Below are 14,170 nucleotides of genomic sequence, written 5' to 3' on the forward strand. Positions count from 1 at the left end.
TCACTTAAACGGTATTCTTAATTATACTTATATTTGCAAAATATTTTAAATCAGTACATGAAAGCACTTGTATTTCCTGGGCAGGGTTCTCAGTTCGTAGGAATGGGAAAAGAATTGTATGATTCTCGAAAAGACATTAAAGACTTGATGGAATCTGCCAATGAAATTTTAGGGTTCGATATCCTTTCCATTATGTTTAATGGAGCAGATGAAGATCTTAAAAAAACTGAGGTTACCCAACCTTCAATTTTTATACATTCAGTAGCTGCGTTGAAAGCAGTAAATGGTCTTGGAGCAGAAATGGTTGCAGGACATTCTTTAGGAGAATTTTCAGCACTGGTTGCCAATGGAGTTTTATCTTTTGATGACGGTTTGAAGCTGGTTTCTGAAAGAGCAAAAGCAATGCAGGCGGCTTGTGATGCAAATCCAAGCTCTATGGCAGCAATTTTAGGATTGGAAGATGCTAAAGTTGAAGAAATCTGTGCACAAATCAGTGGAATTGTTGTCCCTGCGAATTACAACTGTCCCGGACAATTGGTAATTTCAGGTGAAACAGCAGCTGTTGAAGAAGCTTGTGTGAAATTAAAAGAAGCAGGAGCGAAAAGAGCATTGTTATTACCTGTAAATGGAGCGTTTCATTCCCCATTGATGCGGCCTGCACAAGAAAGACTGGCAGCAGCAATTGAGCAGACAAAATTCAGAAAAGCTACCATTCCGGTATATCAGAATATTACCACTACTTCAATTTCTGATCCGGATGAAATTAAGAAAAACCTGATTGCACAATTAACAGGTCCTGTAAAATGGACGCAGTCAGTTCAGAATATGATTAAAGATGGGGCAACTAATTTCGTAGAAGTTGGACCTGGAAAAACGTTACAAGGGCTGATCAAGAAGATTGACGGGTCTGTAGACGTTGCTTCTGCAATCTAATCTAATAAAATCATGGGCGGGATATTTTCACCGGGAAAGCTGATGCTTACTTCAGAATATTTCGCAATGGACGGAGCTCTTGTCTTAGCGGTACCTACCAAGCTGGGACAAGAGTTTTCTTTTGAAGAAAAAGATGATAAGAAATCCCTGATCTTTTGGGAAGCTTATCATCAAAACAAACTATGGTTAAAAGCTGTCATTGATTACGAAAACTGGCAGATTTTAGAAACCAATATTCCTTCAAGTGCTGAATTTATTTTAAAAACATTAAAAAATGTTCAGTCACTTTCTACCATTAAATTTAAAAACGACTTTACCTATCATTTAAAGACCAATCTTCAGTTTCCGGCAGATTACGGTTTGGGCAGTAGCTCTACTTTAATGACTAATCTGGCGGAATGGGCGCAAATTGATCCCTTTCATTTAAATAAGATAAGTCTGGGAGGTAGCGGATACGATATTGCGGTGGCTAAAGAGAAATCTGCGATTCTTTTTCGGAACGTTCCTGACATTAAATATGAAAAGGTGAATTTTGATCCCCCTTTCAAGAATGAACTTATTTTTATTCATTTAAATCAGAAGCAGAATAGTCGTGAGGGAATCAGTCTTTACAAGTCAAAAATAAAGTCTGAAAAACTGGTTGATGAATTTTCGAATCTTACAAGAAATATTTTACTATGTAATGAATTGAAAAATTTTTCTGAACTAATGTTGATTCATGAACAAAGAATTTCTAATTTTCTTGAAATTCCGACAGTCAAAGAGAGGTTGTTCGCTGATTGTCCGGTATTTATAAAAAGTTTAGGCGCTTGGGGCGGAGATTTTGTAATGAGCTCAAAATTTGAGGGCTTTAAGGACTATTTTTGGGGAAAAGGTTTTCGCACAATTTTTGAGTATTCCGATTTAATCGATTGATAAACAGTTTTTTATAAACTTGTTTTTTTATTTGCCATTCTGACTTATATCATTATATTTAGACCACTTTTAACAATTAATTAATATTAATTTTGTTGAATAAAAAAAGAAATAGAAAAATATAAGTAAAATGAAAAACGCTAAAATCATCCAAGATTTAGAAAAATTAGGGATTAAAGGAGACTACCAAGTAATATATAATCCTTCGTATGAAGAGTTATATCAGGCTGAAGTTTCTCCTGAAAATCAAGGGTTTGAAAAAGCAGAGCTTACGGAATCTGGTGCGGTATCGGTAAAAACAGGAATTTTCACAGGTCGTTCACCTAAAGATAGATATATAGTTCAGGATGATGTTACAAGAGAAACAATTTTCTGGGATGGTAAAGTAAATTTACCAACGACACCGGAAATCTTTAAATCTTGTAAAGATTTAGTGCTGAACCAACTTTCTGATGCGAAAAAGATCTATGTAGTAGATGCTTTCTGCGGAACAAATGCAGATACGAGATTAAAAGTAAGGTTCATCGTTGAAGTAGCGTGGCAGGCACATTTCGTTACTAATATGTTTATCCGTCCTTCTCATTATGAGCTGGAAAACTTTGGAGAGCCGGATTTCACGGTAATCAATGGTTCTAAAACAACAAACCCGAACTGGGAAGCTCAGGGATTAAACTCTGAAAATTTTGTAATGTTCAACCTTACTGAAAAGCTTCAGATCATTGGAGGAACTTGGTACGGAGGAGAAATGAAGAAAGGAATGTTTGCTATGATGAACTACTATCTTCCATTGAAAGGAATGGCTTCTATGCACTGTTCTGCAAACGTAGGAGAAGAAGGAGATGTTGCTCTTTTCTTCGGACTTTCAGGAACGGGAAAAACAACGTTGTCTGCAGATCCTAAAAGATACCTAATTGGTGATGATGAACATGGTTGGGATAACAATGGAGTGTTCAACTATGAAGGAGGTTGCTATGCAAAAGTAATCGACCTTTCTGCTGAAAAAGAACCGGATATTTTCGCTGCCATTAAAAGGGATGCATTGTTGGAGAACGTTGTGGTAAATAATGGAATCGCTGATTATACAGACGGATCTATTACTGAGAACACAAGAGTTTCTTATCCGATTTATCATATCAATAAAATCGTTTTACCATCAAAAGCTGGTCATGCTAAAAAGATTGTTTACCTTTCTGCAGACGCATTCGGAGTATTGCCTCCCGTTTCAGTATTGAATGAAGATCAGGCGCAATACCACTTCCTTTGTGGATATACTTCAAAATTGGCGGGAACTGAAAGAGGAATCACTGAACCTGAACCGTCTTTCTCTCCGGCATTTGGTGAGGCTTTCTTAACATTGCATCCGACAATGTATTCAAAAACATTGATCGGAAAAATGAAAGAGCATGGAGCAAAAGCTTATCTGGTAAACACAGGTTGGAATGGTACAGGAAAGAGAATCTCTTTGAAAGATACAAGAGCAATTATTGATGCAATTATCGATGGTTCCATCGAAAATGCTCCTAAAACAATGGTTCCTATTATGAATCTTGAAATTCCTACCGCGTTACCGAACGTATCTGAAGGTATCTTAGATCCTCGAAATACATATAATGATGCTTCAGAGTGGGAAGAGAAAGCGAAAGACTTGGCTGGAAGATATATCAAAAACTTTGAACAGTATTGTAATACTGAAGAAGGTAAGAAACTAATTCCTTCGGGGCCTCAATTACAAGAACAAACAATAAACTAAAAATATAAATCCTCATCAATTGATGAGGATTTTTTATTATGAGATGCTTCGGCTTCGCTCAGCATGACAACTCTAATGCTAAATGTTTTATTTTAACTACAAATTTTAGCTCTGTCGTGCTGAGCGAAGTCGAAGCATTTTTAATTTTTTAAATTATTTCAAACTCAAAACCGCCAGCCTGTAACCCTCCATTCCAAATCCGGACAAAACCGCATCTGTATTCGCTGCCGTTACAGATTTCTGCCGGAACTCTTCTCTTTTATAGATATTGCTGATGTGTACTTCTACTTTCTGCTTACGGATATTCTTTAAGCAATCTGCAATCGCATAAGAATAATGGGTGAAAGCTCCGGGGTTAATAATGAGAGCATCAAAATCATCCTCCTGAAGTCTGTTGATCAGCTCTCCTTCAATATTCGACTGATAATAGATTATTTCATGGGAAGTAAATTCGGATTTCAACCCTTCCAGATAGTTCTCCATTGAGGTTGTTCCGTAGATTTCCGGTTCTCTTGTTCCTAATAAGTTGAGATTGGGACCATTGACAATTAAAACTTTCATACTATAAAATTAAAATTTTTTTTCAATTGATCTCAAAAAATCAGATTTAAACTGCAATTTTATTATTGCATTATTTTTAATGATATTTCTCATATTTAATAATTTAACATTTTTTATAACTGTCTATTTTTGTTGGGTTTAAAATAAAATTAAGTTAATTTTTATAAAAATTATATTTAAATTTTTAAAGTCTACTTGTTTTATAGACTAATTGTTTTTAGATTTGCAACGGCTTATAAAGAAAGATGGAGGGAACTGACCCTGTGAAATCTTAACAACCTGCGTAAAGCAAGGTGTTACATTCAGCCTTGAAAAAGGAAAGATGAGCAAAGTGTTAATCATGATTATTGATGCTGTTTGCTGACTTTTTTACAAAAGGCTAAAATTTGATAAATAGCAAATAAAATTAATTATGGTTAGCAAAAATTTAATTATTTCTAAAGTTTGGATTCCACCTGTAGCAGCATTCTTTTTGGGAATTGCTCATGTGAACGGACAGGAAATAAAAAAAGATACTCTTCATGAAAAAGAGATCGATGAAGTGGTTGTTGTAGCGTATGGAAAAGCTAAAAAAACAAGCTATACAGGTTCAGTAGCAACGATTTCAAGTGAGAAAATTAATAACAGGCCTGTTACCAATATCACGAAAGCATTGGAAGGGCAGGTTCCCGGACTTCAGGCGGTAAGTTCTTCGGGACAGCCGGGTTCAACGGCGTCCATCAGAATTCGTGGAATTGGTTCTGTCAGTGCATCGAGTAACCCTTTATTCGTAGTAGACGGAATTCCTTTTGACGGAAATATTAACTCGATCAGTCCCAATGATATCGAATCAATCAGTGTACTGAAAGATGCTACGGCAAGTTCGTTATATGGTTCCAGAGGGGCAAATGGTGTGATCATCGTGACTACAAAATCCGGTAAAAAAGGCGAAGCCAGAGTAAACTTTAATATAAGCCAGGGTTTCTCAAGCAGAGCAGTAAAGGATTATGAGCAGGTGACGACCGATCAGTACTATCAATTGTATTGGGAGGCATTGAGAAACGGATACAAATCCAGCCAGGTTTCTTCTCAGCAGGCTGCACAAATGGCAACCGATAACTTGGTAAATGCTTTAGGAATCAATCCTTACGGTACAAATTATGCAAAACCGGTGGGAACTGATGGAAAGCTTTTGCCGGGAGCAACCGCTTTATGGAATGACAACTGGAAAGATATTTTGCAGAGAACAGCTTCCAGGAATCAGGTAGATCTTGATTTCAGCGGGGGAAATGAGAAAAGCAACTATTTCTTCTCTTTGGGGTATCTTGATGATAAGGGAATTGCCATTGAATCAGGTTTCAAAAAATATAGCACAAGGTTAAAGATTAATTCCGAAGTTAAAAAATGGCTGAACGTAGGAGCGAATTTAGCATATACAAACAGTCTTCAGGAAGCGCCGCCTTCATCTGATTCACGAACGGATAATGTGATCAATGCAGCGAGAGTGATTCCGTCTTTCTATCCTTACTATGAAAGAAATGCAGATGGAAGCTATAAGCTGGATTCCAGCGGAAATTATATTTATGATTTCGGAAAATACAGACCTACAAGTGCTTTGCAAAATGAAAATGCGGCGGCAACTTTACCTTTAGACAAAAACGAAAACAGAGAAGATAATTTCTCAGGAAAAGGTTTTGCGGAATTTACTTTCCTGCCGGAATTGAAATTTAAATCCAGCTTTTCGGTGGATCTGGTTAATTATAACGGTCATTATTATACCAATCCTTTATTGGGAGAAGGTACGGAGATTGGAGGTTCTGTGACAAAAACCAATTCCAGAACACTGTCTTATACCACCAGTAATATTTTAACCTACGATAAAAAATTCGGACAGCATCATATTAATATTTTAGGTGGCCAGGAATTTTACCATTACGAATATCAGACGATTTCCGGAAGCAGAAGTCAGTTTTCTTTACCGTATTATTACGAACCTGATGCAGCGGCTTTACTGGGAAGTTTCTCGGGAAATAGTGACAAATTGGGACTGTTAAGTTTCTTAGGAAAAGCGGAGTATGACTTTCAGAATAAATATTTTGTTTCCGGATCTGTAAGAGCCGATGGTTCTTCAAGATTCTCACCGGAAAACAGATGGGGAACATTCTGGTCAGTAGGAGGTTCATGGAAAGCGTCGAATGAAGATTTTATTAAAAATTTAAATGTCTTTAATCAGCTGACCCTTCGTGCAAGTTATGGAGGTCAGGGAAATGATAAACTGAGTACCTATTATGCTTACCAGAGTTTGTATGCTTTTTACAATAATTTAGGTGAGGGGGGAACGGTAGCGAGCAAATTGCCGACTCCGGATCTGAAATGGGAAACCAACCTGAATTTAAATGCGGGTATTGAATTTTCTATTTTACATAACAGGATTAAAGGTAACGTAGAATACTTTCAAAGAAAAAGTAAAGACCTTCTCTTTGGAATGCCTTTAGCACCTTCATTGGGCTTCAGCGAATATCAGGCGAATATTGGTGAATTAAAAAATACAGGCTTCGAATTTTCATTATTTACCACACCCATTAAAACAAAAGATTTTGAATGGAATGTTGATGTGAATTTAAGTACCTTAAAAAATGAAATCACTAAACTTCCGAAAGGTTCAATTGTAAGTGGTACGAAGTTGTTGCAGGTCGGAGGTTCAGTATATGATTTTTTCATTCCTGAATGGGTGGGAGTAGATCCTGCCAATGGAAACCCGCTGTGGAAAACAATTACAACAGATGCTAACGGAAATACAGTAGAAGGAACCACTTCAGAGTATGCAAAAGCAACAAAAACATTGCAGGGGTCGTCACTTCCAAAAGTAATGGGAGGAGTGACAACAAGCCTGGCTTACAAAAACTTTGATTTCTCAACGTTGGTAACATTCAGTATTGGCGGGAAAATTTTAGATACGGATTATACAATGCTGATGCATAACGGTAGTTCCGCAGGAAGAGCATGGAGTGCAGAGATGCTGAACAGATGGACGCCTGAAAATCCATATACGGATGTTCCGGCTTTAAGTACAACAACCAATAACTGGACTTCAACCTCATCAAGATTTTTATATTCAGGGACGTATGCGAGAGTGAAAAATGTAAGCTTAGGCTACACATTGCCGTCTGATTATTTTGAAAAAATAGGATTGAAAAAATTCAGAGTTTATGTTCAGGCAGAAAACCTTTTAACTTTCTACAAGCATAAAGGAATGGATCCTGAGCAAACCTTAGACGGAACGACGTATTACAGGTATCCTGCAATGAGAACGATTACTTTCGGTGTGCAGGCAACTCTTTAACATTAAAAAAGAAAAACAATGAAAAAATTAAAATATATATCTTTTGCACTAATCACTGTATTGTTTTTAGTCAGCTGTGAAAGTGATCTGGAAACGGCTCCTACCAATCAGGCGAATGAAGAGGAGATTTTCAAAACGGCAGAAAGTGCGGAAACCGTCATTAACGGAACCTGGGCGAAATTCAATGATGATGGAACAACGTATTCTAATATAGGATATTCAACAGTCTTGAGAACAAGCGATGCCATGGGAAGTGATGTGGCGGTTTTAACCAATAAATATGGTTTTCCGGGAGCCTATGCTTTTACAGATTTGGTGAATAATACGGGAAGCAGGCCTCTTTTTATCTGGAGCTTGCTGTATTCCACCATCAACAATATGAATAATGTCTTGGCAAGGATTGACGGAGTAGAAGGAAGTCAGGATAAAAAAAATCAGGTGAAAGGTCAGGCTAAAGCATTGAGGGCATTTTGTTACTTAAATCTGGCAAGCTTTTATCAATTCAGCTATCTGAAAGATAAAACGGCTTTAACAGCTCCAATCTATACCGAACCTACAACTACAAGTTCGGTCGGAAAGAAAAAAGCCAGCTTGGAAGAAATATATACTCTGATTAAAAGTGATCTTACGGATGCTGATCAGCTGCTTCAAAATTATTCAAGAAACAACAAGGATAAAATTGACAGGTCAGTGGTAAACGGTTTGTTGGCAAGAGCTTATTTAAATACGGGAGACTGGGCAAAAGCAGTGGCTTCTGCAAAAATCGCTAGAAATGGATATGCTTTGATGACGGCGGAAAAATATAAAGACGGGTTCAATGACATCAGCAATGGAGAATGGATTTGGGGGCACGGTCAGACACAGGAACAGTCGGGAGAAAGCTACGCGTTTCACTTTTTAGATGTTTCGTCTTCGGGAAGCTATTATTACAGCTTTATGGCAGATCCTTACTTTAAAGATTTATTTGATACCAATGATATCCGTTATTCACTGTTTTCATGGGATGGAAACCCGGGAAGAGAAGGATTGTTGAGATATGCTAAATTTAAATTTAAAGCCAATTTAATTGCTGATATCGTGTATATGAGAGCGGCAGAAATGTATTTGATTGAAGCTGAAGCTGAAGCAAGAAACGGAAACGTTACAAATGCTGTAACAGTTTTAAATCAACTAAAATCTGCAAGAAATGCCAATCAATATTCTGGTTCTTTAGCGCAAAGCGAGGTGATCAAAGAAATATTGATTGAAAGAAGAAAAGAACTGTTTGGAGAAGGATTTTCATTATCAGACATCATAAGAACACAGGGAACAGTGGTAAGAAAGCCTTATACCAATACAAGTGGACAGGCGATTCAGGTGCAGATTACTACACCGGATGGTGTGGTGAAAACGGTAAATGGAAGAGGACATACCATCTTTGCATTCCCGGATCAGTCTCCTTTTGTAGCCAACAGCAGATATTATTTATTCTCGATTCCACAAAAAGAGATTGAGAATAATCCGAACTTATAGTTTTAGTTTTTTAAATTTTTAAAGGAAAGTCACTGCTTTATGGGAGTGGCTTTTTTATTGTATAACTTAAATGTTGAAGTAGGGCAATGTATAAGATCAGGTCTAGTTTGTATTTGCAATATGATTGCAATAAACTTAGAAATACTTTTGTAGACTTTAATAGCATCTGATAGATGTAAACAGAAGCAACTAATGATGAAACCATTGAAAAAACAATTAACTTTGAGAAGAACACAGAAATCCGAACAATGAAAACGCACATCGAAGATAAATTGATTAATAAAAACACCAAACCTACAAGTATGAGGATTTTGGTGTATGACTTTTTAAGTTCTCAGGAGGCTGCCTTATCATTATCTGAAATCGAAAACCATTTTGATCATGCAGACCGTACAACTATTTACAGAACATTAAAAACCTTTGAAGAAAAAGGAATCGTTCACAGCATTCAGGAAAATACAACAACAAAATACAAGCTTTGTCATGACGGTTGCGATGAAACCACCCATAAAGACTGGCATCTGCATTTCTACTGCAAGATCTGCAAACAGACCACCTGTAAAGAAGATATATCGTTCCCTGAAAATGTTCAGACGAATTTCAGAATAGATGAAATAAGACTTTTTGCCAAAGGAATTTGTGAAACTTGTCTCGAAAGTTTGCAATAGCATTGCATCTGCTTTACGCCTAATTTTGATCAAAATTTTAAATATGGAAGAATGCTGTAGCACAAAACCGAAAAAAGAGCATAATCATAATCATGAAGGACACGATCACGACCATTCTCATGATACGGGAGACCAGTCTGTATTTCAGATGTTTCTGCCGGCGATCATCTCTTTTCTATTAATGTTAATAGGAATCTCTTTAGATCATTATATAAAACCTGATTGGTTTATTGGCTGGATCCGCCTGGTTTGGTATCTTGTTGCTTACATTCCGGTGGGATTGCCTGTTTTAAAAGAAGCTTTTGAAAGCATCACAAAAGGGGATGTTTTCTCTGAGTTTTTCCTCATGGGAATTGCGACCATCGGAGCTTTTGCGATCGGCGAATATCCCGAAGGCGTAGCGGTAATGCTGTTTTATTCCGTGGGGGAAGTTTTCCAGGCAATGGCGGTTACCAGAGCTAAGACCAATATTAAATCCTTACTCGATCAGCGTCCCGATGAAGTAACTGTTTTAAAAGACGGTAAACCTGAAACGGTAAAAGCTGAAAAAGTAAATATTGGTGATATTATTCAGTTGAAATCAGGTGAAAAACTAGGATTGGATGGAGAGTTATTATCCGAAACAGCTTCATTTAATACTGCTGCATTAACAGGCGAAAGTAAACCGGATACCAAGACAAAAGGAGAAACTGTTTTAGCAGGAATGATTAATCTGAATACTGTAAGTCAGGTAAAAGTCACTACAGCTTATAAAGACAGTAAATTGAGCAAGATTTTAGAGTTGGTGCAAAACGCAACGGCTCAAAAAGCTCCGACCGAATTATTCATCAGAAAATTTGCTAAAGTATATACCCCTATTGTTGTATTTCTAGCCATCGGAATTACTTTATTGCCTTACCTTTTTGTATCCCATTATGAGTTCAGAGATTGGTTGTACAGAGCATTGGTGTTTCTGGTAATATCATGTCCGTGTGCTTTGGTTATTTCAATTCCGTTGGGATATTTCGGAGGAATAGGAGCGGGAAGCCGGAATGGGATCTTATTCAAAGGAAGTAACTTTTTGGATGTTTTAGCCAATATTCAGAATGTGGTGATGGATAAGACAGGAACGATGACGGAAGGGGTTTTTAAAGTTCAGGAAGTTGATTTCAATAATGAATTTAATAAAGATGAAATTTTAAAATTCGTCAATGCTTTGGAAAGTAAAAGTTCACATCCCGTTGCTACTGCAATTCATGAATATGTAGGAGAAATTGATCACTCCATTCTATTGGAAGAGGTCGAAGAAATTCCCGGACATGGTTTAAAAGCAATGATCAACGGAAAAGAATTGCTTGTAGGTAATTTCAAATTAATGGATAAGTTCAACATCAATTATAATGTTACTCCAGAGAATATTGTCTATACTTTAATTGCTGTGGCTTATGATAAAAAGTTTGTCGGCTATTTAACGATTGCAGATTCTATTAAAGCTGATGCTCAATTGACCATTGATAAATTAAAAGCATTAAACGTAGCAACGACAATGCTGAGCGGAGATAAACCATCTGTTGTAAAGTATGTTGCTGATACATTAGGTATTCAGAATGCTTATGGAGATCTGCTTCCTGAAGACAAAGTCAATAAAGTCAAAGAAATTAAAGCAAAAAACCAGACGGTAGCTTTTGTAGGAGACGGAGTGAATGATGCGCCTGTAGTTGCTTTAAGCGATGTCGGTATTGCGATGGGCGGTTTGGGAAGTGATGCTACCATTGAAACAGCTGATGTCGTAATTCAGGATGATAAGCCAAGTAAAATTCCGATGGCGATTAATATAGGAAAACAAACTAAAAAGATAGTCTGGCAGAATATTATCCTGGCGTTTGCAGTTAAAGCAATTGTTCTTGCTTTAGGAGCGGGAGGCTTGGCTACGATGTGGGAAGCAGTTTTTGCGGATGTAGGAGTTGCGTTGCTTGCGATTTTAAACGCGGTAAGAATTCAGCGAATGAAATTTTAAATAGACTATAGATCATTTCCCACAGATTACACAAATTTCAAAGACCTGTATAATCTGTGGGAGTCATCTTAAAATTTCACCTCCCGCAGATTCCGCAGATGATTGCACATGTTTTTTCTTACAATTAGAATATAAGAATCTGCGTAATCAGCCCAATCTGCGGGAGAAAATTTATAGCAATCAACCCGGCAATATGAATTAGAAAAATGACTTTCATCATAAATCGACCATAAAAACAAAATACAGTAGTATATTTGTAGGAGAGATTTGATTGTTGAAATTTTTCATTTCCATATTTATTATTTTCACAATTGCAATACGTCCTGTGTTGCCTCTGGTTAATTATGCGGTGAATTATGATTACATCGTGAAAAATCTTTGTGAAAATAGAAATATTCCCCAATCTACCTGTAAGGGAAAATGCTATGTTGAAAAAGAGCTGGCAAAAACAGAAAAGCAGTCTAATAACAGCCAGAATATAAAAATTAATGGGTTAGATGTTTTTCTATTTCAGGAGATTCTTTCCTTTTCAGATAAAAATCAATTTGATATTCCTATAAAAAAATCAAACTCGCATGATGTTGGTTTTTATCCTTCAGAATATTTCACCCGAATATTCCATCCTCCTCTCGTTTAAATTTTATATTAAACTAATCTTTTAGTTAATGATTTAACCATTGAGGTCTAAGTTTTTAAGAATAGCTTCATGTTAAGTAGAACGCTTAAAAATCAATATGATTTCTTAATAGATCTTAATCCCTTCAATATTCTTAATGGTTTAAAATAAATTCGGCTACTGTTTTAGTTTAATACATCAATCAATTTTCATTCAATACTATTATTAATTTCAATTTAAAATTAAAATGAAATCAAAAATTATTTTAACGGCATTCTTATCTGTTTCATTAATGGCCTGTGCTCAAGAAACTCCTAAAGTAAAGCATAAAAAAGCCAATACTTCTACAAAATCAAATACAAAAAAAATAAAATTTGCTAACGCTGAAGATCCTATCTGTCACATGCCTACAGAAGTGGATATGAAAGATACGGCAGTGTATAAAAATAAAACGTACGGTTTTTGCAGTTCATTATGCAGAGACGAATTCAAGAAAAATCCTGAGAAGTATGCCCAAAAATAAAAAGCCTAACAATACAAAAAGTAAAGTAATTATTCCGATTGCGGTTATTGCGTTGCTTTTTCTGGGGATCGGTGTAGGAATGGGATACTTTAAGAAAAATCTTTATACCGTAATGAAGGTTCCTGATTTTCAGCTGACGGATCAGAACAATAAAAAAATCACCAACAAAGATATGCTTGGAAAAGTGTATCTGGTAGAGTTTTTCTTCAGCAGATGCCCTACAATATGCCCGGTGATGAATACGAATATGAGAGCAATTGAAGATGAAATCAACAATCCTGATTTCGGAATTATTTCAATAAGCATAGATCCCGAAAACGATACGCCTCAATTACTGAAAGAACATGCCAAAAGAATTGGAGCAAAATCTCCAAACTGGCATTTCCTGACAGGAAACAGAGATTATATCGGAAAATTGGCAGATCAGTTCAATATTTATGTCGGCGACAAAGAAGATGAGGGCGAAAGTCTTAACCATAGCGGAATGATGGCCCTTGTTGATAAAGACGGAAATATACGTTGCAGATACAACAAAGAAAATATGCCGATTCTTTACTATTCAGGACTGAATTATGAAGATCCGGAAGGGAAAACTCCGAAACTGATAGGGAAGTACCATCCGGATCGGGAAATATTAATTGAAGATATCAAAAAATTACTAAAATAAATATCGTTTAACACTAAAAAACAAAGCATTATGAAGATTTTAAAACTAGCTGCCCTAAGTGCAGTTTTCGCGGCGCAGTTCGCTTTTGCGCAGTTCAAACAGACGCCATTGCCGTATGCATACAACGCATTGGAAGGAAGTATCGATGCCCAGACTATGGAAATTCACTATTCAAAACATGCGGCTGCGTATGTAGCGAATTTGAATAAAGCAATTGCAGGAACGCCACAGGAAAAACAGACCCTGTTCCAGATCATGTCGAATGCTTCAAAACTGCCTGCTGTGGTAAGAAATAATGCAGGAGGTCACTACAATCACGAATTGTTCTGGACGGTTTTGACACCTGAAAAAAATACCCAGCCTTCTGCAAAGCTGGTAAAAGGAATCAACGAAGCTTTCGGAAGCATGGATGCTTTTAAAGAAAAAATGGCTAAAGCCGGTGCAGACCGTTTCGGTTCAGGATGGGCTTGGTTGGCAGTCGATAAAAACGGGAAATTATTCGTTTCCTCAACGCCAAATCAGGACAATCCTCTGATGGATGTTGTAGAGGAAAGAGGAACCCCTATTTTCGGGATTGATGTTTGGGAACATGCTTATTATCTGAAATATCAGAATAAAAGAGCTGATTATTTAGCTGCGATCTGGAATGTAACCAACTGGAAGGAAATCAGCAGAAGATACGAAGAAGCGATCAGCAAAAAATAACA

Annotated in this window: 12 protein-coding genes and 1 riboswitch; of the genes, 11 read left to right on the forward strand and 1 reads right to left on the reverse strand. The window is 36.7% G+C overall.

The annotated features are described in order from the left end of the window. Positions 1-57 precede the first annotated feature (57 nt). From fabD to pckA, 3 genes are all read left to right on the forward strand, one after another. Complete coding sequence (gene fabD / locus P0Y62_15015; GenBank protein WEK69149.1) at positions 58-933, forward strand: ACP S-malonyltransferase; 876 nt, start codon at positions 58-60, stop codon at positions 931-933. Between the two features lie 12 nt (positions 934-945). Further along, complete coding sequence (locus P0Y62_15020; GenBank protein ID WEK69150.1) at positions 946-1,848, forward strand: GYDIA family GHMP kinase; 903 nt, start codon at positions 946-948, stop codon at positions 1,846-1,848. 130 nt (positions 1,849-1,978) lie between these two features. Next, complete coding sequence (gene pckA / locus P0Y62_15025) at positions 1,979-3,598, forward strand: phosphoenolpyruvate carboxykinase (ATP) (GenBank protein ID WEK69151.1); 1,620 nt, start codon at positions 1,979-1,981, stop codon at positions 3,596-3,598. Between the two features lie 153 nt (positions 3,599-3,751). Here pckA and P0Y62_15030 read toward each other — a convergent pair whose 3' ends face one another. Next, positions 3,752-4,159, reverse strand: a complete 408-nt coding sequence (locus P0Y62_15030; GenBank protein WEK69152.1) for a 3-dehydroquinate dehydratase — start codon at positions 4,157-4,159, stop codon at positions 3,752-3,754. 230 nt (positions 4,160-4,389) lie between these two features. Continuing rightward, positions 4,390-4,488, forward strand: a riboswitch (SAM riboswitch). 83 nt (positions 4,489-4,571) lie between these two features. On the opposite strand from P0Y62_15030, the gene P0Y62_15035 reads away from it, so the two are divergent. From P0Y62_15035 to P0Y62_15070, 8 genes are all read left to right on the forward strand, one after another. Then, complete coding sequence (locus P0Y62_15035; protein WEK69153.1) at positions 4,572-7,481, forward strand: TonB-dependent receptor; 2,910 nt, start codon at positions 4,572-4,574, stop codon at positions 7,479-7,481. Between the two features lie 18 nt (positions 7,482-7,499). Beyond that, a complete protein-coding gene (locus P0Y62_15040) occupies positions 7,500-8,993 on the forward strand; it encodes a RagB/SusD family nutrient uptake outer membrane protein (GenBank protein ID WEK69154.1) in 1,494 nt (497 codons plus the stop codon). Positions 8,994-9,241: 248 nt separating this feature from the next. After that, positions 9,242-9,661: a transcriptional repressor gene (locus P0Y62_15045; GenBank protein WEK69155.1), complete on the forward strand. Its 420-nt coding sequence runs from the start codon at positions 9,242-9,244 to the stop codon at positions 9,659-9,661. 43 nt (positions 9,662-9,704) lie between these two features. Beyond that, entirely contained in the window at positions 9,705-11,657 is a 1,953-nt protein-coding gene (locus P0Y62_15050) for a heavy metal translocating P-type ATPase (GenBank protein WEK69156.1), read from the forward strand. A gap of 274 nt (positions 11,658-11,931) precedes the next feature. Continuing rightward, positions 11,932-12,294: a hypothetical protein gene (locus tag P0Y62_15055; protein ID WEK69157.1), complete on the forward strand. Its 363-nt coding sequence runs from the start codon at positions 11,932-11,934 to the stop codon at positions 12,292-12,294. A 226-nt stretch (positions 12,295-12,520) separates the two neighbouring features. Then, positions 12,521-12,796: a YHS domain-containing protein gene (locus P0Y62_15060; protein ID WEK69158.1), complete on the forward strand. Its 276-nt coding sequence runs from the start codon at positions 12,521-12,523 to the stop codon at positions 12,794-12,796. Continuing rightward, entirely contained in the window at positions 12,783-13,463 is a 681-nt protein-coding gene (locus tag P0Y62_15065) for an SCO family protein (GenBank protein ID WEK69159.1), read from the forward strand. The genes P0Y62_15060 and P0Y62_15065 overlap by 14 nt, the downstream gene beginning before the upstream one ends. A 30-nt stretch (positions 13,464-13,493) precedes the next feature. Beyond that, a complete protein-coding gene (locus tag P0Y62_15070; GenBank protein WEK69160.1) occupies positions 13,494-14,168 on the forward strand; it encodes a superoxide dismutase in 675 nt (224 codons plus the stop codon). Positions 14,169-14,170 lie beyond the last annotated feature (2 nt).

Source organism: Candidatus Chryseobacterium colombiense, from assembly GCA_029203185.1.
GTDB classification, from domain to species: Bacteria; Bacteroidota; Bacteroidia; order Flavobacteriales; family Weeksellaceae; genus Chryseobacterium; species Chryseobacterium colombiense.

Excerpts from the sequence above, each read along its gene's own strand:
- fabD (WEK69149.1), top strand. The coding sequence starts at position 58 with ATGAAAGCACTTGTATTTCCTGGGCAGGGTTCTCAGTTCGTAGGAATG.
- P0Y62_15020 (WEK69150.1), top strand. The coding sequence starts at position 946 with ATGGGCGGGATATTTTCACCGGGAAAGCTGATGCTTACTTCAGAATAT.
- pckA (WEK69151.1), top strand. The coding sequence starts at position 1,979 with ATGAAAAACGCTAAAATCATCCAAGATTTAGAAAAATTAGGGATTAAA.
- P0Y62_15030 (WEK69152.1), bottom strand. The coding sequence starts at position 4,159 with ATGAAAGTTTTAATTGTCAATGGTCCCAATCTCAACTTATTAGGAACA.
- P0Y62_15035 (WEK69153.1), top strand. The coding sequence starts at position 4,572 with ATGGTTAGCAAAAATTTAATTATTTCTAAAGTTTGGATTCCACCTGTA.
- P0Y62_15040 (WEK69154.1), top strand. The coding sequence starts at position 7,500 with ATGAAAAAATTAAAATATATATCTTTTGCACTAATCACTGTATTGTTT.
- P0Y62_15045 (WEK69155.1), top strand. The coding sequence starts at position 9,242 with ATGAAAACGCACATCGAAGATAAATTGATTAATAAAAACACCAAACCT.
- P0Y62_15050 (WEK69156.1), top strand. The coding sequence starts at position 9,705 with ATGGAAGAATGCTGTAGCACAAAACCGAAAAAAGAGCATAATCATAAT.
- P0Y62_15060 (WEK69158.1), top strand. The coding sequence starts at position 12,521 with ATGAAATCAAAAATTATTTTAACGGCATTCTTATCTGTTTCATTAATG.
- P0Y62_15065 (WEK69159.1), top strand. The coding sequence starts at position 12,783 with ATGCCCAAAAATAAAAAGCCTAACAATACAAAAAGTAAAGTAATTATT.
- P0Y62_15070 (WEK69160.1), top strand. The coding sequence starts at position 13,494 with ATGAAGATTTTAAAACTAGCTGCCCTAAGTGCAGTTTTCGCGGCGCAG.